The sequence below is a fragment of the Xanthomonas hortorum genome (genome assembly GCF_011305375.1).
GTDB classification, from domain to species: Bacteria; Pseudomonadota; Gammaproteobacteria; order Xanthomonadales; family Xanthomonadaceae; genus Xanthomonas; species Xanthomonas hortorum_E.
Genome location: NZ_VCME01000001.1, coordinates 47,890 through 67,432 on the forward strand (window position 1 = coordinate 47,890; position 19,543 = coordinate 67,432).

A 19,543-nucleotide genomic window follows, 5' to 3' on the forward strand; every position below is an offset into this window, starting at 1 on the left:
GTCGCGCATGCGGGGCAGCGGCTACCATCGGGCGATCCCCACGCTTCCTGGCTCCCATGTCGGCCTCTTCCTCGCGTACTGCGGCATCGCCGCGCTGGTTCGTCGCCGGCGACCTCAATGGCTTCTTCGGCCTGGTCGTCGACAATCTCTCCATCCTCGGCTTCATCGCGATGGCGCTCATCGGGATATTCCAGTTTCCCGCTGATGTGATATTCGAACGCATGTTTCCTGGCACTGCGTTCGGCGTGCTGGTTGGCAATCTGCTCTACACCTTGATGGCGCGGCGGCTGGCCGCACGCAGCGGGCGCGACGACGTCACCGCGATGCCGCTGGGCCTGGATGCGCCTACCAGCATCGGCATGGCGCTGCTGGTGCTCGGCCCGGCGTTCGTCGGCTTCAAGGCGCAGGGGCTGGACCCGCAAGCGGCCGCCATCGCCACCTGGAAACTCGGCATGGCCTCGCTGGTGGTGATGGGCCTGCTCAAGCTGGTGCTGTCGTTTGCTGGCGAGGCGGTCACGCGCGCGCTGCCGCGTGCGGCGCTGCTCGGTTCGATCGCTGGCATCGCGTTGGTGCTGATGGGCTTGCTGCCGCTGCTGGAAACCTTGCGTTCGCCGGTGGCCGGCTTTGTCACCTTGGGTCTGCTGTTGTACGTGCTGCTGGCCAAGGGCCGGTTGCCGACCAAGTTGCCGGGTGTGCTGGTCGCCTTCGTCATCGGCACCGCGTTGTATTACGGGCTGGGACTGGCCGGACTGGGTGCGCCGGGTTTTGCCGTGCCGGACTGGGCGACGCCGAAGATCGTGTTGCCGCTGCCGAACCTGGGCTTTATCGAAGGACTGCCGGCCACGGTGGCGTACCTGCCGTTGCTGCTGCCGTTCGGTCTGTTGATGGTGGTGGGTGGCATCAATGTCAGCGAGAGCGCACGCGCGGCGGGCGATGACTACCGCACCCGCGACATTCTGCTGGTGGAAGCCTTTGCCACACTGGTCGCAGGCGTGTGCGGCGGCGTGGCGCAGACCACGCCGTACATTGGCCAGCCTGCGTACAAGCATATGGGCGCGCGCTCGGGCTATACGCTGCTGACCGGGTTGTTCGTCGGCATCGGCGGCATGTTGGGTGTGATCAGCGGGCTGGTGCAATGGGTGCCGCTGGCGGTGCTGGCGCCGATCATCGTGTACGTGTCGATCGACATCACCACGCAGGCGTTTCAGGCCACGCCCAAGCATCATGCGGGCGCGATGGTATTGGGCTTTCTGCCTTCGGTGGCGTACCTGCTGACCATCAAGGCGCCTGGCTGGATCCCGCCGGAGCAACTGATTGCGCTGACCACCAAGCTCGATGGTCACGGCCTGCCGGAGCTGGCGGTGATCTTCGCGCTGGGCAATGGTTTCATCATCACCGCGATGCTGTGGATCGCGGCGGTGGCGGCGATGATCGATGGCCGGCTGCGACGCGGTGCGGTATTTCTGCTGGTGGCCGCTGGGCTGACGTTGTTCGGCCTGATCCATTCGGTGGACCCGCGCGGCGGCATCTATCTGCCGTGGTCGCTGCAAGGGTTGGCGCGGGTGATCAGCTGGCAGTTCGTTGGTGCCTACGTCGCGCTGGCGGTGACCTTGCTGCTGCTGTCGTTGCTGCCTGCACGCAAGGAGGCGTTGCAATGAACTATCGCTTCGGTGCTTTGCGGGTGGTTGTCGGTGGCGCGCTGTTGCTCGGTGCAAGCGGTGCCTGGGCGGCCTCGTTCGATTGCAAGCAGGCAAGCACTGCGGTCGAAAAACGGCTGTGTGCGGTGCCGGCGCTCGGCAATCTGGACGATCAGTTGGACGAGTCCTATCGGGCGCTGGTGGAGACCACGCCGCGCAGTTCGGTGGCGAGCGTGCGCGATCAGCAACGGGCCTGGCTGCGCCAGCGCAACGCCTGCGCGCAGGACACCAAGCTGGACGACTGCCTGCAGCGCACATTGAAGGCCAGAGCCGATGTGCTGGCCAAGGCGCTGACTGCGCAGCAACAGGCACTGGATCGCATCATTGCCAGCATTCCCACGGCGCCTGTCGACGCCGCGCGCCAGTTGCAGGGCTACGACACGCCGCTGGCCTCGGCGTGGCTGGCTTATTTGCATCAGTTCGTGCCTGCGGCAGGTGTGGATGCGGCGCTGGCCAACGCGCGGTTCGAGAGTGCGCGCAAGGCATTGCGCAAGGTCGACACGTTTGCAGACTCGTTGCTCGACGATGTGGATGGCATGCCTGCCATGCAGGCACCGGAACGCGTCTTGACGTTGCTACGTTTGTGGATCGAGCGCGACGACAGCGATGAGCGTCCTTACGTGCATTGCTTCATCTTCGCTGCGTTGGGTGAGCCGGCATACGACGCGTTCGGCTCGCTGTATGGGTCGACACGCGACGGGTTCGCGCCGATCTGCAAGCCGCCGGGCGGTTTGTTTGCATTGGCCAGCTGGAAGCAGCTGGATGCGGGCTTTGCCGGGTTGATCGAGGCGTTAAGCAAGGACGCCGGCACCATTCGCTACGCGAGTTACGCCGAGTGGAAAATCATCGCGCTACGCGCGTCGGTGTCGCCGTTGTTGTATCTGACGCCCGCACTGCGCAAGAGCTACGGAAACGATCCGGACAAGGCGATTGCTGCCTGGAGCGGGGAAGACAGCGATTGGTCGCCGGCACAGCGCAAGGCCGTGCGCGCGCTGCTGCCGAAGGTGCGTGCCGATACGGCAGCATGGCTGGTGCGCGAGAAGCGCCTGCCTGCGAAACAGGCCGATCAGGTCGCCGCCGCTATCGTGGCGGCTTGGGTGAATGCGCGGTTGGATTTCGCAAGCTGAGAGCGGTGGGCACACTTACTTCGCGGATATGAGATGGCTGGCGTTGTTGCTTGATGCGGCAACGCCGGGCGTCCTGGTCCGAGACTAGGTAATGTGGATAAGCCGAAGCCGAAGCCGAAGCCTGCGGTCTGCGGCTTGGCTGCAGGGCCCTTGCCCGCCCACCGTCGCGGGACACGCCGCAAGTACGTCCATGTAGGCCGCGTAAGGTCCCGCGACGGTGGGCGGGCAAGGACCAGTCGAGATGGTCGGTGTGTATGGTTTTAAACAAAGTAACCGATCAACTCTCTGGTGCGGTGAGGGCACCGCGCCCTCGACCGACTAAATCGATGGAACCACCGCGCCATCTCATGGTCACACCATGGATGTTGTCGATGTAAGGAGTTTCACGATGCAATCGAAGTCTTCGCGTTGGCCGTGGCTGCTGGCGGTGCCAGTGGTGGCCGGTGCCGCCTGGTGGCTGTTTGGCGGGTCATCCACTCCGCCGGGCGCGTTGCCTGCGCCGATCAGCCAGACCGCAAGCGCTGTGGCAGCCGCTGTGACTCCCGCGCCGCCAGTGCCGGCGGGGCCACGTCATCCGGTGCAGGCGCCCTCGGCCGATGCCGCCGACGCTGCAATTCCTGCGCTAGCGCAGAGCGATGCGGCTGCCTGGCAGGCATTGCTGGACCTGGTGCAGGACGATGGCGCGTTGTCGATCGTGGTGCGCAAGCATCTGATCGAGCGTGTTGTGGTGATGATCGACAATCTCACCCAGCCCAGCATCAGCCGCCGTGTCTCGGTGCTGCAGCCGGTGCCCGGTGAGTTGCAGGTCGCCGATGCCGCTGGCGCTGTTGTGATCGATCAGGCCAATGCGGCGCGTTATGCACCTTACGTGGCGGCATTCACCCAGGTGGATGCGCAGGCGTTGGTGCGCAGTTATGTGCGTTTCTACCCGCTGTTTCAGCAAGCATATGCCGATCTCGGTGCGCCGGATCGTTACTTCAACGACCGCGTGATCGATGTGATCGATCATCTGTTACGCACGCCGGATCCGGCGCAACCGATCAAGGTGCAGCGCGACGAGCGTGGTCGCTATCGCTTCGTCGATCCTGCGCTGGAAGCGCTGTCGGTTGGGCAAAAAGCCGTGTTGCGGCTGGGGCCGACGCAGGCCGCTGCGGTGAAGGTGCAGTTGCAGCGAATTCGGACGGCATTACTGCAGGGACGTTGAGGCGGCTTGCGATTGAGGCAAGGATGAGGCCGCACTGGGTGCGGCCTTGCATGCTGCGGTGGCATGCGCCAGGCGTCAGCATCGAAGTAGTGATTTCGGTGCTGCTTGCGTTGCGTTGCGATGCAGGAGACGCAGTCGTATCGATTACGCAGCATCCAGCTCCGGATAGTGGCGAAAAATGCCGTTGGTGTTGAACGCCACACGTCGCTCGGATGCGAGATAGGCGGCAATGCGCGGACGCTCGGCCACGTGCTGCTGCAAGGCCTTGAGGCCGGGCAGATCGGTCGACAGCGTTGCCATGCGCTTGGGGAACATGTATTCCAACCCGCTGATCAGCTGAAACAGCGACAGATCCACATACGAGTGCGTGCCCAGCACATGGACGCCGCCGACCTGCTGCAGCACCTGCTCGAAGTAGCCCAGGAACTTGGGCAGGCGGTTGTCGCGCAGGTCCTTGGCACGCTTTGCCGCTTCGGCTTTCTGGTCTTCGTAATACAGCCCGGTGGCGATCGGATGATGGGTGTCGTGCACTTCGGCCACCAGGTCGGTGATGGTCAGCTGCAATTGCAATGCCTGGATGCGTAGTGCATCCGATTCCGGTACCAGCTTCAGCTGCGGCCCAATGAAATGCAGGATCGCTGCGACCTGCGCAACCACCGTGTCGCCGGCCTTGAGGAAGGGTGGTGCGAATGGCTGGGCGCCGGCTTGGTGACCTTCCAGAAAGGCATTCATCACTTCATCGCCTTCCACGCGCGCCACGTCGGTGTAGTCAGCGCCGGCATCTTCCAGTGCGAGGCGGACGAATTCGCCGCGGCCTTGCAGGCCGGTCCAGTAGTAGAGCTGATAGTGCATGCGCTGCTCCGCGATTGATGGCGGTGCAGCGTAGAAAACACACGGCTAGGCGGGCGTGATCGATGCGTCAGCGAGCTGTGACTCGGCGCTGTCGTGCGCTTGCGCCAGCAACCAGGCCAGCTTGCGCGCGCGCGGTTGCCGCTTGAGCTGCCACTCTGCGCGCGAGGCGGCGGCGCGGTTCGCGTACGGGTGGCTGGCAAGCACTTCCAGTGGTGGATTTGCGCGTGTGTAGCGCGCGCCGGTACCACGCAGATGCGCCTGGAAGCGGCGCTCCAGATCGTTGGTAATGCCGGCGTAATAGCTGCCGTTGCGACACAGCAGCAGGTAGAGGTGCCAGGGCTTGGGTGCATCCATCAACCCATTATCGCCACTTGACTCGATGTTGTGCACCGGTGGTCTTCGAGCGCGCTTGGCGCGGCTATCCGCACGCACTGCAGTGCGTGAGTGAATAACCACCTAAACATTGGTTATTTGACGCTCGCGGCAGCTGCAAACAGCATGCGCTATTGCATTGCACTGCCTTATTGGCCTGCGCTGCGCCCTGTTCGCCGTGCGTGCACGGCGCTCTCGAACAACCGAAATCCACAAGCGCTGCGACAAGACAGCCGACGCCACGAAAGGACATACATGCCCGCGCGACACCGGACCCCTGCAAGGATCTTCGCTGCTTCGAAATGGTTGGCTAAGCCGCAGGTGTTGGCATGGAGTCTGGCGTGGGCATGTACGCCGGTGCTGGCCGATGAAGTGAGTGAGGCGGCTGCAACGCCGGACCGCGCCGCGCAGACCTTGGGCGCGGTGACGGTGACCGCCACACGTCGCGAAACCAGCTTGCAGCAAGTGCCAGTGGCCGTGTCGGTGGTGCAGGGCGAAACGTTGGAGCGCGAAAACCGCAACAGCGTGGCCGACCTGCCGGCGCTGGTGCCCAGCCTGACCTTTCGCACCGGCGCCTCCAACAAGGACACCTCGTTGTTCCTGCGTGGGGTGGGCACCATTTCCACCTCGCCAGGCGTCGAGCCCAGCGTGGCCACGGTCATCGACGGTGTGGTGCTGGGGCGGCCGGGCCAGGCGACGCTGGATCTGCTGGATGTCGAACGTATCGAAGTCCTGCGCGGGCCGCAGGGCACCTTGTTCGGCAAGAATGCCTCGGCCGGCGTGCTCAATATCGTCAGCAAGCCGGCGCCAGATGTGTTCGGTGGCTATGTGGATTACGCGCACTTCGGGGGCGGCGAAGAAGATCGCGTGCGTGCCAGCGTCGGCGGCGCGCTGGTGCCGGAGGTGCTCAAGGCCAGCGTGTCGGCGTTGTGGGCCGAATACGGTGGCAATGTGCGCAATGTGGCCGACGGCCAGACCGTCAATGGTTACCAACGCTCCGGCGCGCGGCTGCGGCTGGATCTCACCCCGAACCCGAGCTTGAACGCGACGCTGCTCGCCGACTACCTGCAGTCGCGCAGCGATGCGCCCAGCGGTGTAGTGGTGGCCAGCACGCGTGCGGACTTCGCCGCCGCGCTTGCGCCAGTCACTGCCAGCGCCGACAGCCGGCAGATCAACAGCGATTACCGCACGCATCTGGACGACATCAACAAAGGCGCCTCGCTGCAGCTGGATCAGCACATCGGCGAGGCGCTGCTCACCTCGATCAGCGCGTGGCGGCAATGGGATAACACCCAGTTCCAGGATGGCGACCGCACCGCGCAACGCAACGTGGCGTTTCCGTCCTCGCACGATCGTGGCGATCTGGGTTACACACAGTATTCGCAGGAATTGCGCATCCAGACCCCGCGCGACCGTGCGGTGGAAGCGGTCGCCGGGCTGTATTACCTGCACGCGCGCAACGACGAAACCTATCGCCGTACCGTGACGACGCCCACCGCCAGCAACGTGGGTATGGCCGATTACGGCACGCGTGCAGAAACGTATGCGGCGTTCGGCGAGGCGACCTGGCATTGGCGCCCGGATCTGCGTGCGTTGTTGGGCGCGCGCTTCACCCGCGACACGCTCGACTATCAACATCGGCGCGTGTCTAGCTCCGCAGCCGCAGTCACCGGTATCCAGCCCTCCACGGCCAGCAGTGGCAGCACTGCAGAAAACGGCGTGTCGGGTCGCACCGGCCTGCAATACGATTTCGATGCGCAGACCACCGGCTACCTCACCTATTCGCGCGGCTACAAGGGCCCGGCCTACAACGTGTTCTTCAACATGCAGCCGCGCGATACGCCGGCGCTGAAGCCGGAGACCTCCAACGCCTGGGAACTCGGATTGAAGGCGCGTGCGCTGGACGATCGCCTCAGCGCCAACGTGGCGTTGTTCCATACCGAATACGCCAACTATCAGGCCAACTTTTTCGACACCGTGGCCGGGCAGGTGGTGACACGCTTGATCAACGCCGGGCAGGTGCGCACGCAAGGCCTGGAACTGGATCTGGACTATCGGCCCACCGAGCGGCTCAGCCTGGCCGCATCGCTGGCCTACACGCAGGCGCGCATCCTGCGCTTTGCCTGCCCCACCGCAGCAGCGGCCAACTGCAATGTCGATGGCAGGCCGCTGCCGTTTTCGCCGGACTGGAAAGGCAATCTGCGCGCGGGTTACCGGGTGCCGTTACGCGGCAGTCTGGCGCTGGAATTCAATGGCGATGTGAGCTGGCAGGACAGTGTGCAGTACGACCTCAGCCAGACCCCGCAGACCATCCAGGGCCCGTATGCGATCTGGAATGCCAGCATCGCGCTGGCCGACGATGCGCATGGCTGGCGTGTGGCAGTGCTTGGCCGCAACCTGGGCGATCGTTCGTATGCACCGCTGCTGGCCAATGCCACCGGCAACGTGTTCCGGCTGGTGCCGCGCGACGATCAGCGCTATGTCGGGCTGCAGTTGCACAAGGATTTTTGAGCATGCGTGTGATGGTTTTGGATATCGATTTGTACAGTGCGGGCGCTACGCACGGTGGGCTGCAATGAGCGCCGTACGGCAGCTCTCGCTCGGTGCGTTTCTGATGGCCACCGGCCATCATGTGGCAGCATGGCGGCATCCGCACGCCAGCGCCGATCCGCTGGTGTTCGATCATTACCGGCAGATGGTGCGCATTGCCGAGGCCGCCAAGTTCGATGCGGTGTTCGTCGCCGACAGCCTGGCTGCGGCCGGTGGGCCGGTGGCATCGCGGATGGCGCGCTCCAGCCTGTTCGAGCCGCTCACGTTGCTCAGCGCGTTGGCGGTGGTGAGCGAGCGTATCGGGTTGATCGCCACCATGACCACCAGCTACAACGAGCCGTATCACGTGGCACGCAAGTTTGCCTCGCTGGATCATCTGTCCGGTGGGCGTGCCGGCTGGAATCTGGTCACCTCCGATGCCGCCGACGAGGCGCTGAATTTCAACCGCGATGCGCATTACGTGCATGCTGAGCGCTATGCGCGGGCACGCGAATTCCAGCAAGTGGTCGCAGGGCTGTGGGACAGCTGGGACGATGATGCCTTTATCGCCGACACTGCCGCCGGGGTGCACTACGACCCGGCGCGGCTGCACGTGCTGGACCATCGCGGCCCGCATTTTCAGGTGCGCGGCCCGCTCAACATCGCGCGGGCGCCGCAGGGGCATCCGGTGCTGGTGCAGGCTGGCTCGTCCGAGCCCGGACGTGCGCTCGCGGCCGAAACGGCCGAGGTGGTGTTCACCGCGCAGTCGTCGCTGGCCAAGGCGCAGGCGTTCTACGCAGACATCAAGGGGCGGCTGGAACAATTCGGGCGTTCGCGCGATGCACTGAAGGTGATGCCGGGTGTGTTCATCGTGGTTGGGCAAAGCCAGGCTGAAGCGCAGGAAAAGTTCGAGCAGTTTCAGGAGCTGGTGGAGCCTGACGTCGGCATCGCGCTGCTGTCACGCATGTTGGGCAACTTCGATCTGTCTGGCTATCCGCCCGATGGGCCGTTGCCGGAATTGCCGCTCACCGAAACCGGCCAGCGCAGTCGCCAGCAGTTGTTCACCGAGCTGGCCGGGCAGGAGCAACTGAGCATTGCCCAGCTCGGTCGGCGCATCGCGGGCGGGCGCGGGCATTACAGCCTGATCGGCACACCGACGCAGATTGCCGATGAGTTGCAGGCCTGGTTCGAGCAAGACGCAGCCGATGGTTTCAACGTGCTGGTGCCGCATCTGCCCGGCGGCCTGGCCGATGTCGCCAATCACGTGGTGCCGGAGCTGCAGCGACGCGGGCTGTTCCGGCGTGACTATGCAGGGCGCACGTTGCGCGATCATCTGGGGCTGGCACGCCCCGCCAATCGCTTCAGCGCACGCTGATCTACCGGACATTCTGATGACCTATCTCGCACATCCCGATCGTTACGACCGTCTCGCCTACCGCCGTGTCGGCCGCAGCGGCCTGGTGTTGCCGGCACTGTCGCTGGGCCTGTGGCACAACTTCGGCGACAGCACACCGATCGACACGCAGCGCGCCTTGCTGCGTACCGCCTTCGATCTGGGCATTACTCACTTCGATCTGGCCAACAACTACGGCCCGCCGTATGGCAGCGCGGAAATCAACTTCGGCCGCCTGCTGCGCGAGGATTTCAAGCCCTATCGCGACGAATTGATCATTTCCACCAAGGCCGGTTGGGACATGTGGCCGGGCCCGTACGGGCAGGGTGGCAGTTCGCGCAAATACCTGCTGTCCAGCCTGGATCAGAGCCTGCAGCGGCTAGGCGTGGACTACGTGGACATCTTCTACTCGCACCGCTTCGATGCGGACACGCCGTTGGAAGAGACTGCTGGTGCATTGGCCAGCGTGGTACAGCAGGGCAAGGCGTTGTACGTGGGCGTGTCGTCGTACTCGGCGGCGCGCACGCGCGAGATCGCGGCATTGCTGCGCGAGTGGAAGGTGCCGCTGCTGATTCATCAGCCGGCCTACAACCTGTTCAATCGCTGGGCCGAGCAGGAGTTGTTCGATGCCACGGATGAGGTGGGTGCCGGCGTGATCGCGTTTACACCGTTGGCGCAGGGCTTGTTGACCGGTAAATACCTCAATGGCGTGCCCAGCGATGCGCGGGTGAATCGTCCGGGCGGGCAGTCGCTGCGGCCGGAACATCTGTCCGACGACAACCTGCAGCGCGCACGCGGGCTGGACGCGATCGCACAGCGACGTGGGCAGAGTCTGGCGCAGTTGGCGTTGGCCTGGGTGCTGCGCGATCCACGCGTGAGCTCGGCCTTGCTGGGTGCCAGCCGCCCGGAGCAGTTGATCGAAAACGTCGCGGCCTTGCAGTCGCCTGCGTTCAGTGTCGACGAGTTGGCCGAGATCGATCGCTTTGCGGTCGAGGGTGGCGTCAACCTCTGGGAAAAACCTTCCACCGATTGGCAATGAGGAGGATTCCGATGCGCTACCGCTTTTTGTTTGTTGCGTTGCTGTTGTCCAGCATTGCTTGGCTGCAACCCGCATGGGCGGCCGAGCCGGCGCAGTTGCGTATCGGCTATCAAAAAGCGGTGTCGAGCCTGGTGCTGGCCAAGCAGCATCGTTTGCTGGAACAACGCTTCCCGCGCACCAAAATTACCTGGATCGAGTTTCCGGCCGGGCCGCAATTGCTGGAAGCCTTGAATGTGGGCAGCATCGATCTGGGCGGTGCCGGCGATATTCCGCCATTGTTCGCGCAGGCCGCCGGGGCCGATCTGGTGTACGTGGGCTGGGTACCGCCCACGCCCAAGGCCGAGACCATTCTGGTGCCGGCCAAGAGCACGCTAAGGCGTGTGGCCGACCTCAAGGGCAAGCGGGTTGCGTTTCAGAAAGGGTCGAGTGCGCATAACCTGTTGCTGCGGCTGTTGGCCAAGTCGGGCCTGAGCATGCGCGACATCACGCCGCTGTATCTGTCGCCAGCCAACGCGCGCGCAGCCTTCGCTGCAGGGCAGGTGGATGCCTGGGCGATCTGGGACCCTTGGTATTCGGCATTGACGCTGGATGGCAGTGCGCGCCTGCTCGCCAACGGCGAAGGGCTTGGACTGACCGGCGGCTTCTTTCTGTCTTCGCGCCGCTATGCCACCGCGTGGGGCCCGTTCGTGCAGCAGGTGATGGGGCAGCTCAATCAGGCCGACGGGCTATTGGAACGCGATCGCGCAGGCAGCATTCGCGTGCTGGCGCAGGTGAGCGGGCTGCCGCCTGCGGTGGTCGAGCGCACGCTGGCCCATCGCCCGCCGGCCAGCGTGCAGCCGCTCAGCGCCGAGGTCATCAAGGCGCAGCAGGCCACCGCCGATCTGTTCTACGCGCAGCGCCTGTTGCCCAAGCGGGTGTTGGTGGCACCGGCGGTGTGGCGCGCGCCAGCGGTTGCCGTTGCATCGCCGGCGGGCAAACAAGCGGCGGGCAAGTGATGCGCGGGACCAGAGATGCAAACGTAAGCGGGATTGGGAACGGGTGCCGGGCCTCCGGAAACGTGCAAATGCGCGCTGTCGTTTTGATGCGTCGCTATACCATCAAGGTGCCGCGATGAGCACCGGCTCGCGTCGTTTTGGCAACGCGCTGCTGCCTTGGCTATTGCCATTGGCCTTGTTGGTGGCCTGGCAGATCGCCGCCTCCGGTGGCTGGTTGCCGCAGCGGATTCTTCCTGCGCCGGACGCGGTGCTGCGTGCGGCTGTCGCGCTGGTACAAAGCGGTGAGTTGTGGCAACACCTGGCGATCAGCAGCTGGCGCGCGGCAGTGGGCCTGGCGATCGGCGGCAGCATTGGTTTTGCGCTGGGCCTGCTCACCGGCGTGTCGCGCGTGGCCGAGCGCCTGCTAGACAGCGCCTTGCAGATGCTGCGCAACGTGCCGCATCTGGCGCTGATTCCGCTGGTGATCCTGTGGTTCGGCATCGATGAGGGCGCCAAGCTGTTTCTGGTGGCGCTGGGCACCTTCTTCCCGATCTATCTCAATACCTATCACGGCATCCGCAGCGTGGACCCGGCACTGATCGAGATGGCGCGCAATTACGGTTTGCTTGGCCCGCAGCTGTTTGTCGATGTGTTGTTGCCGGGTGCGTTGCCGTCGATTCTGGTCGGGTTGCGCTTTGCACTGGGTTTGATGTGGCTGACCCTGATCGTGGCCGAGACGATTTCCGCAAGTTCCGGCATCGGCTATCTGGCGACCAATGCGCGCGAATTTTTGCAGACCGATATCGTGGTGGTGGCCATCTTGCTATACGCATTGCTCGGCAAGCTGGCCGATCTGGCTGCACGCGGATTGGAAGCCTGGTGGTTGGGCTGGCATCCGGCGCAGCAACAGCGTGCGGAGCTGCGCCGATGAGCGCGAGCGACACCGGCCTGCCGCTGACCTTGCGCGGGATTGGCAAGCGTTATGGCGATGCCGAGGTGCTGCGCGGCATCAATCTGGACATCGCGCCCGGCGCCAGCGTGGCGATTGTCGGTCGCAGCGGCTGCGGCAAGAGCACCTTATTGCGCGTGATCGCCGGGCTGGAAGCGGCCGATACCGGCACGGTCGCTAGCGGGCACGCGCCGTTGGCTGCGCAGCGTGATGCGGTGCGCCTGATGTTCCAGGACGCGCGGCTGCTGCCGTGGAAGCGGGTGATCGACAACGTGGCGCTGGGCCTGGGCCGGGCCGGTCGCGTGCAGGCACAGGCCGCACTGGACGCGGTAGGGCTGGGCACGCGCGGCGGAGATTGGCCGGCGACGCTGTCGGGCGGTCAACGCCAGCGCGTGGCCTTGGCGCGCGCACTGGTGCATCGCCCGCGGCTGTTGCTGCTGGACGAACCGCTGGGCGCACTGGATGCGTTGACGCGCATCGAGATGCAGCAGCTGATCGTGCAGTTGTGGCGGCAGCATGGTTTCACCCTGGTGCTGGTCACCCATGACGTGGCCGAGGCCAGCGCGCTGGCCGACCGCATTGTGCTGATCGAGCACGGCCAGGTCGGCCTGGATGTGCCAGTGCCGGTGCCGCATCCGCGTGTACCAGGCGCACCGGCGCTGGCGGCGATCCAGGCGCAGGTGTTGTCGCGTTTGCTGGGGACGGCGCAGCTGCCGGTGCCAGCGGCCACGGAGAGCGCCGAGGACGCCAAAGATGTCGATGCGCGGCAGGGCGCTGCGACGCACGCCAGTGTGCCACTGCGGCGGATCGTCTAGCAGGCTGGTCGTCGGCCCGAGACTGTCTAAGCCAACGCCGATGCCAATGCGCAAGGCAACCCCGTTTCTTCAACATCGTGCAGCCCCACACCAAGCAGCGTGAGCCGGCCTTGATGCCCCTCATCTGCACTTGCCGCACCCGCTAAACCTTGAAACCCCGCACAGCAGCCGCATCTGCACGGTATCGCCGGAGACACCGGCCACCAGTTCAGAGGATTTCCCCATGCGGATGGACAAGCTCACCTCGCGGTTCCAGCAGGCGCTGGCCGACGCGCAGTCGCTGGCCGTGGGCCGCGACCACAACATCATCGAACCGGTACACGTGCTGGCTGCGCTGCTCGACCAGAGTGGCGGCAGCACGCGCCCGCTGCTGTCGCAGGCCGGCGTCAACGTGCCCTTGTTGCGCGAGCGGCTGGGCGAGGCGCTGGATACGCTACCCAAGGTCTCCGGGCAGGAAGGCAACCTGTCGATCGGCAACGATCTCAACCGCCTGCTCAACCAGACCGACAAACTGGCGCAACAACATGGCGATGCCTTCATCGCCAGCGAGTGGTTCGTGCTGGCCGCGGCTGACGATGCCAGCCCGCTGGGCGTGGCCTTGCGCGCGGCCGGCGGCGACAAGAAAAAGATCGAGGTCGCCATCGATAAGTTGCGCGGCGGCGAAACCGTGCAATCGGAAAATGCCGAAGAGCAGCGCCAGGCGCTGGAGAAATACACCATCGACCTGACCGCGCGTGCGGAGAGCGGCAAGCTCGATCCGGTGATCGGCCGCGACGAAGAAATCCGCCGCACCATTCAAGTGTTGCAGCGGCGCACCAAGAACAACCCGGTGCTGATCGGCGAACCAGGCGTGGGCAAGACCGCGATTGTCGAGGGCCTGGCCCAGCGCATCATCAATGGCGAAGTACCCGAAGGCCTGCGCGGCAAGCGCGTGCTGTCGCTGGACATGGGCGCGCTGATCGCCGGCGCCAAGTTCCGCGGCGAGTTCGAAGAACGGCTGAAGGCGGTGCTCAGCGATCTGTCAAAGAACGAAGGCCAGATCATCCTGTTTATCGACGAGCTGCACACCATGGTCGGTGCGGGCAAGGCCGATGGCGCGATGGACGCGGGCAACATGCTCAAGCCGGCGCTGGCGCGTGGCGAGCTGCATTGCATCGGCGCCACCACGCTGGACGAATACCGCAAGTACATCGAAAAAGACGCCGCGCTGGAGCGGCGTTTCCAGAAAGTGTTCGTGGGCGAACCGACGGTGGAAGACACCATCGCGATCCTGCGCGGCCTGAAGGAGCGCTATGCCGTGCATCACGGCGTGGAGATCACCGACCCGGCGATCGTGGCCGCCGCCACCTTGTCCAACCGCTACATCACCGACCGCCAGTTGCCGGACAAGGCGATCGACCTGATGGACGAGGCGGCATCGCGCATCCGCATGGAGATCGACTCCAAGCCGGAGGAGCTCGATCGCCTGGAGCGCCGCCTGATCCAGCTCAAGATCCAGCGCGAGATGCTGAAGAAGGAAAAGGACGACGCCTCGCGGCAACGCCTGGCCGATCTGGAAACCGATATCGACAAGCTCGAGCGCGAGTTCTACGACCTCAACGAGTTGTGGAAATCCGAGAAGGCCGCGCTGCAGGGCACCACCAAGGTCAAGGAGCAGATCGAGCACGCCAAGCTGGAACTGGAGGCCGCACAGCGCCGCCAGGACTACGCCAAGATGAGCGAGATCCAGTACGGCGTGTTGCCGCAGCTGGAAAAGCAGATGGCGCTGGCCAACGAGGTCGAGCATCACGACTTCAAGCTGGTGCAGGACCGTGTCACCGCCGAGGAAATCGCCGAGGTGGTGTCGCGTTGGACCGGCATTCCGGTCAACAAGATGCTCGAAGGCGAGCGCGACAAATTGTTGCGCATGGAAGACGAGCTGCACCATCGTGTGGTCGGCCAGAACGAGGCGATCAAGGTGGTCTCCGATGCGGTGCGGCGTTCGCGCGCGGGCCTGTCCGACCCCAATCGCCCGAGCGGCTCGTTCCTGTTCCTGGGACCGACCGGCGTGGGCAAGACCGAGTTGTGCAAGGCGCTGGCGGACTTCCTGTTCGACAGCACCGAAGCGATGATCCGCATCGACATGAGCGAGTTCATGGAGAAGCATTCGGTCTCGCGGCTGATCGGTGCGCCTCCGGGCTATGTCGGTTACGAAGAAGGCGGCTATCTCACCGAGGCGGTGCGTCGGCGCCCGTATTCGCTGATCCTGCTGGACGAAGTGGAAAAGGCGCATGCCGATGTCTTCAACATCCTGCTGCAGGTGCTCGACGATGGCCGTCTTACCGATGGCCAGGGCCGCACGGTGGATTTCCGCAACACCGTGATCGTGATGACCTCCAACCTGGGCTCGCACCAGATCCAGGAGCTGTCCGGCGACGGCAGCGCCGAGGCCTATACGCAGATGAAGGCGGCGGTGATGGGCGTGGTGCAGGCGCATTTCCGCCCGGAGTTCATCAACCGGCTCGACGACATCGTGGTGTTCCATCCGCTGGATAAGGCGCAGATCAAGTCGATTGCGCGCATCCAGTTGCATGGGCTGGAGAAGCGTCTGTCCGAGCGCGGCCTCAAACTGGATCTGGACGATGCCGCGCTGGAATTGCTGGGCAATGTCGGCTTCGACCCTGTGTATGGCGCACGCCCGCTCAAGCGCGCGATCCAGTCGCAGGTGGAGAACCCGCTGGCGCAGCAGATCCTCTCGGGGCATTACCTCAGCGGCGATACCGTGCGCGTGCGTGCGCAGGGCGGGCATCTGGAATTCGGAAAGGCTTGATCGGAGGGCGGGTCGTCCCGCAGGATGTGTGGGTGGCTCGTCTGCGTCATTCGGGTCGTTTTGGAGCGTTGCAAACCGTCGCGCGCTTCTCCAGTCGAACGTCTCATCTGACAAGGAACTTCAGATGCGTATTGCGTATGTTCCGATCTACCTCGGCGTCGCCTTCGGATTGGCATGTTCCCTGCACGCAGAGGAAGTGCCGGATATTTTCGCCGCGCTTAAGGCCTACGAGGCAAATAACTATGCGCGTTGTGCAGAGGTGATGGGCGCATTGCAGCGCTCATCCGGCGAACTGCCACAGAATGGCGAACTCCTGCGCGCAGAATGCCTGGCGGCAGCGGAACGGACCGACGAGGCGATGCGCTATCTCGAGGAGGAAATTCCACGGGGGCGCATTTCCATCGATGATTTGCGTAGCAAGGATCGGCCCGGCCTGAATCGGCTAAGAAAGATGCGCGGGTGGCCTGTGCTGTTGGCGAAGGCCGAACGCATCAGTGCGCAGCAGGCGGCACTAAATCCGCAATTGCGGCAGGAACTGCTTGTGCGCGTGGAGAAGGATCAGCAGGTGCAAGAGGCAGCAATTGGAGCTGGGGGCAAGCCAGCCGACTGGGCATCTACTATGCCGGTGATGCGCGAAAATACCGAATGGCTCAAGCAGGTCGTCGCGACGCAGGGATGGCCGGGACGGCGCCTGGTGGGCGAAGACGGCGCCAATGCAGCATGGACATTGGTACAGCACTCCGACGCCGATCCAGCGTTTCAGGCGCAGGTGCTGGAACTGATGGAAGCGGCGCTTGCCAAGCAGGATGTGGCGCCTGACGATGTTGCGCTGCTCACCGATCGTGTCTTGCGCGCGCAAGGGAAGCCGCAGCGCTACGGCACCCAGTTTCAGACCGGTGCGGATGGCCACATGTCGTTGCAGCCTACTGAGGACGAAGCAGGCCTGGATGCGCGTCGCCTCCGCATGGGACTACCTCCCATGGAGCACTACAAAAAGATGTTGCACGACGTCTACCACAAGCCGGTGCGCTGATCGACGGGTGGAGGGGCTCAGTATTGCCGGCAGCCATTGCCGGCGCGCGGGTGCGCCGTTGCAGGACCTGACAGTTGGCGATGTCGTCATAGCGTGCTGTTATGAGAGGCATGGCAGCAGCCGCGTATCGTCCTCGTCTTCTAACGAGCGAGCCGCGCCATGACCGATCCGCAGTGGAAGCCTGAAACCATCGCCGTGCACGGCGGCTACACGCCCGACCCGACCACGCGTGCCGTGGCGGTGCCGATCTACCAGACCGTGGCCTTCGCGTTCGACGATACCCAGCACGGCGCGGACCTGTTCGACCTCAAGGTGCAGGGCAATATCTACAGCCGCATCATGAACCCGACCAACGATGTGCTGGAGCAACGCGTGGCCGCGCTGGAAGGCGGCATCGGCGCGTTGGCGCTGGCGTCGGGGCAGGCGGCGGTGACGTATGCGATCCAGACCATTGCGGAGGCCGGCGACAACATCGTCTCCTCCAGTGCGTTGTATGGCGGCACCTACAATCTGTTCGCGCATACGTTTCCGCAGTTCGGCATCAGTACGCGCTTTGCCGACTATCGCGATCCGCAAGCCTTTGCCGGCTTGATCGACGAACGTACCAAAGCCGTGTTCGTCGAGTCGATCGGCAACCCACGCGGTAATATCACCGATATCGAAGCGGTTGCGGCAGTGGCGCATGCGCATGGGGTGCCGTTGATCGTGGACAACACCGTGGCCACACCGTCGTTGTTGCGGCCGATCGAGTTCGGCGCCGACATCGTGGTGCATTCGCTGACCAAGTATCTGGGTGGCCATGGCAACAGCATCGGCGGGGCGATCGTGGACAGCGGGCGCTTTCCGTGGGCCGCGCACAAGCAACGGTTTCCGCGCCTCAACGAGCCGGATGTGAGCTATCACGGCGTGGTGTACACCGAAGCGTTGGGTGATGCGGCGTATATCGGGCGTGCGCGCGTGGTACCGCTGCGCAACACCGGTGCGGCGTTGTCGCCATTCAATGCGTTTTTGATACTGCAAGGCATCGAAACGCTGCCGTTGCGGATGGAGCGCATCAACGCGAACACGCTGGCGATTGCGACGTATCTGCAGGGGCATGCGCGGGTTGCGTGGGTCAACTATGCCGCGCTGCCGGATCATCCCGAGCATGCGTTGGCGCAGAAGTATCTGGGTGGGCATGGCTCGGGCGTGCTGACCTTTGGCCTGCCCGGTGGACGCGCGGCAGGTGCGCGGTTTCTGGATGCGCTGCAGTTGTTTACGAGGCTGGTGAATATCGGCGATGCGAAGTCACTGGCAACGCATCCGGCGTCCACCACGCATCGGCAGTTGGGCCCGGCGGAGTTGGAGCATGCCGGGGTGAGTGAAGACACGGTGCGGCTGTCGATCGGCATCGAACACATCGACGATCTGCTGGCGGATCTGGAGCAGGCGCTGCAGGGCGCGTGAGGGGTCGATAGCCGTTTGAGGGTACGCGTTCTCCGGGCACCGCCAAGCACGCGGTCTGTTCTGGCTTCGGTCAGGGCGTCAGCGCGGCCGGGGATTGGCTCCTCGGCTCGGTCAGACATCCTGTCTGACTCGCCGCCGCGGCACATCCCTGTGCCGCTCTCGCCAATCCCCACCCACGCTGCCGCCTCGGCACGTCGCTTCCATGACCTAGAAATCTTGAACAAGCCGATGAAGCGTGGCTTGAAGCCGCTCTCCCGCCGGGGCGAGGAGGCACAGCTGGCGCGCCATGGGCGCGCGTGCCTTGGAGCGCCCGCGCCGCAAGCGCGGGCCGGGCGCTGAGCGGGGGTTGGGGTGAGGGTACGGGTTCTCCGGGCACCGCCAAGCACGCTGTCTGTCTCTGCCTCTGACTCTGTGTCCCTGTCTCTGGCTTCGGTCAGGGCGTCAGCGCGGCCGGGGATTGGCTCCTCGGCTCGGTCAGACATCCTGTCTGACTCGCCGCCGCGGCACATCCGTGTGCCGCTCTCCGCCAATCCCCGGCCACGCTGCCGCCTCGGTACGTCGCTTCCATGACCTAGAAATCTTGAACAATCCAATAAAGCGTGGGTAGAAGCCCCTTTTCCCGCCGGGGACAGCTAGCCCCTCTCCCGTCGGGAGAGGGGTTGGGGTGAGGGTACGGGGGCGAAGCCCACTCGTATGTGCGAGATGAAGCCCGGTGGCGGACATGTGGGCAACCCCAGCATGCTGCTTCCATACATGGCATGAGGCTTCGCCCGTACCCTCATCCGCCCCTTCGGGGCACCTTCTCCCGATGGGAGAAGGACAGCTTTAGCCCCTCTCCGTCGGGAGAGGGGTTGGGGTGAGGGTACAGTTGACCAAATATTTCTCAGTAGCCGCACTCTCATCCGGCGTTGCGCGCCACCTTCGCCGGGCGGGAGAAGGGATTGGCAATTCACCATCCAGGCGCGTGGCGAGGCGCTGCGCTTGGCTGGTTGCCGCTGACCGCGGAGGCGCCCCCGACAATCCTGCTACCATGCGCGCCCCTGAGGTGACCGCCGGAGTTCCGGTAGTTTAAACGGGAATCCGGTGCGCGCATCGCCTTGGCGAGCTGCAATTCCGGAGCTGCCCCCGCAACGGTGGGCGAGGTCAGATGCCGCATTACGTCACTGTGCAGTCGCATGGGAAGGCGCGGCATCGGAGGCGCAGGCCTCCACTCGCGAGCCCGGAGACCGGCCTGAGGGATTGAAACGGCACGCGGTGGGCGTGGCCTTGCTCGTCTGGCGCTGCGGCGTCGGGCGCCTGGCCCG

Annotated in this window: 14 protein-coding genes and 1 riboswitch; of the genes, 12 read left to right on the top strand and 2 right to left on the bottom strand. The window is 64.5% G+C overall.

The window, feature by feature from the left end; all coding sequences use genetic code 11:
* Positions 1 to 56: 56 nt before the first annotated feature.
* The 3 genes from FFY45_RS00190 to FFY45_RS00200 all read left to right on the top strand — a co-directional run bounded on the left by FFY45_RS00190 (position 57) and on the right by FFY45_RS00200 (position 4,028).
* On the top strand, positions 57 to 1,658 hold the full coding sequence (locus FFY45_RS00190; RefSeq protein ID WP_176338882.1) for a SulP family inorganic anion transporter: 1,602 nt from the start codon (positions 57 to 59) through the stop codon (positions 1,656 to 1,658).
* Positions 1,655 to 2,824: a lysozyme inhibitor LprI family protein gene (locus FFY45_RS00195; RefSeq protein ID WP_176338883.1), complete on the top strand. Its 1,170-nt coding sequence runs from the start codon at positions 1,655 to 1,657 to the stop codon at positions 2,822 to 2,824. Before FFY45_RS00190 ends, FFY45_RS00195 begins: the two co-directional genes overlap by 4 nt.
* Positions 2,825 to 3,212: 388 nt before the next feature.
* Positions 3,213 to 4,028 carry a DUF3014 domain-containing protein gene (locus tag FFY45_RS00200; protein WP_176338884.1) on the top strand — a complete coding sequence of 272 codons (816 nt, stop codon included), beginning with the start codon at positions 3,213 to 3,215 and terminating at the stop codon, positions 4,026 to 4,028.
* Between the two features lie 144 nt (positions 4,029 to 4,172).
* Here the strand turns inward: FFY45_RS00200 and FFY45_RS00205 are convergent, their stop codons facing one another.
* Together FFY45_RS00205 and FFY45_RS00210 are read right to left on the bottom strand one after the other, a co-directional pair.
* Complete coding sequence (locus tag FFY45_RS00205) at positions 4,173 to 4,880, bottom strand: glutathione S-transferase (protein ID WP_176338885.1); 708 nt, start codon at positions 4,878 to 4,880, stop codon at positions 4,173 to 4,175.
* 45 nt (positions 4,881 to 4,925) lie between these two features.
* Complete coding sequence (locus FFY45_RS00210) at positions 4,926 to 5,234, bottom strand: GIY-YIG nuclease family protein (RefSeq protein ID WP_176338886.1); 309 nt, start codon at positions 5,232 to 5,234, stop codon at positions 4,926 to 4,928.
* Positions 5,235 to 5,507: 273 nt separating this feature from the next.
* On the opposite strand from FFY45_RS00210, the gene FFY45_RS00215 reads away from it, so the two are divergent.
* The 9 genes from FFY45_RS00215 (at position 5,508) to FFY45_RS00255 (ending at position 18,239) form a co-directional block, all read left to right on the top strand.
* The gene (locus tag FFY45_RS00215; RefSeq protein WP_255171830.1) at positions 5,508 to 7,763 is read left to right on the top strand and encodes a TonB-dependent receptor; all 2,256 of its coding nucleotides are present in this window, start codon (positions 5,508 to 5,510) and stop codon (positions 7,761 to 7,763) included.
* 64 nt (positions 7,764 to 7,827) lie between these two features.
* Positions 7,828 to 9,156 carry an LLM class flavin-dependent oxidoreductase gene (locus FFY45_RS00220; protein WP_176338887.1) on the top strand — a complete coding sequence of 443 codons (1,329 nt, stop codon included), beginning with the start codon at positions 7,828 to 7,830 and terminating at the stop codon, positions 9,154 to 9,156.
* Positions 9,157 to 9,172: 16 nt separating this feature from the next.
* On the top strand, positions 9,173 to 10,213 hold the full coding sequence (gene mgrA / locus FFY45_RS00225; protein WP_176338888.1) for an L-glyceraldehyde 3-phosphate reductase: 1,041 nt from the start codon (positions 9,173 to 9,175) through the stop codon (positions 10,211 to 10,213).
* Between the two features lie 11 nt (positions 10,214 to 10,224).
* Positions 10,225 to 11,208 (top strand): sulfonate ABC transporter substrate-binding protein, encoded by a 984-nt coding sequence (locus tag FFY45_RS00230; RefSeq protein WP_255171831.1) that lies wholly within the window; start codon positions 10,225 to 10,227, stop codon positions 11,206 to 11,208.
* Between the two features lie 115 nt (positions 11,209 to 11,323).
* On the top strand, positions 11,324 to 12,118 hold the full coding sequence (ssuC, locus tag FFY45_RS00235) for an aliphatic sulfonate ABC transporter permease SsuC (RefSeq protein ID WP_176338890.1): 795 nt from the start codon (positions 11,324 to 11,326) through the stop codon (positions 12,116 to 12,118).
* The gene (locus tag FFY45_RS00240) at positions 12,115 to 12,951 is read left to right on the top strand and encodes an ATP-binding cassette domain-containing protein (RefSeq protein ID WP_255171832.1); all 837 of its coding nucleotides are present in this window, start codon (positions 12,115 to 12,117) and stop codon (positions 12,949 to 12,951) included. Before ssuC ends, FFY45_RS00240 begins: the two co-directional genes overlap by 4 nt.
* Before the next feature lie 223 nt (positions 12,952 to 13,174).
* Complete coding sequence (clpB, locus tag FFY45_RS00245; protein WP_176338891.1) at positions 13,175 to 15,760, top strand: ATP-dependent chaperone ClpB; 2,586 nt, start codon at positions 13,175 to 13,177, stop codon at positions 15,758 to 15,760.
* Positions 15,761 to 15,884: 124 nt separating this feature from the next.
* Positions 15,885 to 16,793: a DUF6624 domain-containing protein gene (locus tag FFY45_RS00250; protein ID WP_176338892.1), complete on the top strand. Its 909-nt coding sequence runs from the start codon at positions 15,885 to 15,887 to the stop codon at positions 16,791 to 16,793.
* A 159-nt stretch (positions 16,794 to 16,952) separates the two neighbouring features.
* Complete coding sequence (locus FFY45_RS00255) at positions 16,953 to 18,239, top strand: O-acetylhomoserine aminocarboxypropyltransferase/cysteine synthase family protein (protein ID WP_176338893.1); 1,287 nt, start codon at positions 16,953 to 16,955, stop codon at positions 18,237 to 18,239.
* Between the two features lie 1,026 nt (positions 18,240 to 19,265).
* A riboswitch (cobalamin riboswitch) is annotated at positions 19,266 to 19,488 on the top strand.
* The last annotated feature ends 55 nt before the right edge of the window (positions 19,489 to 19,543 follow it).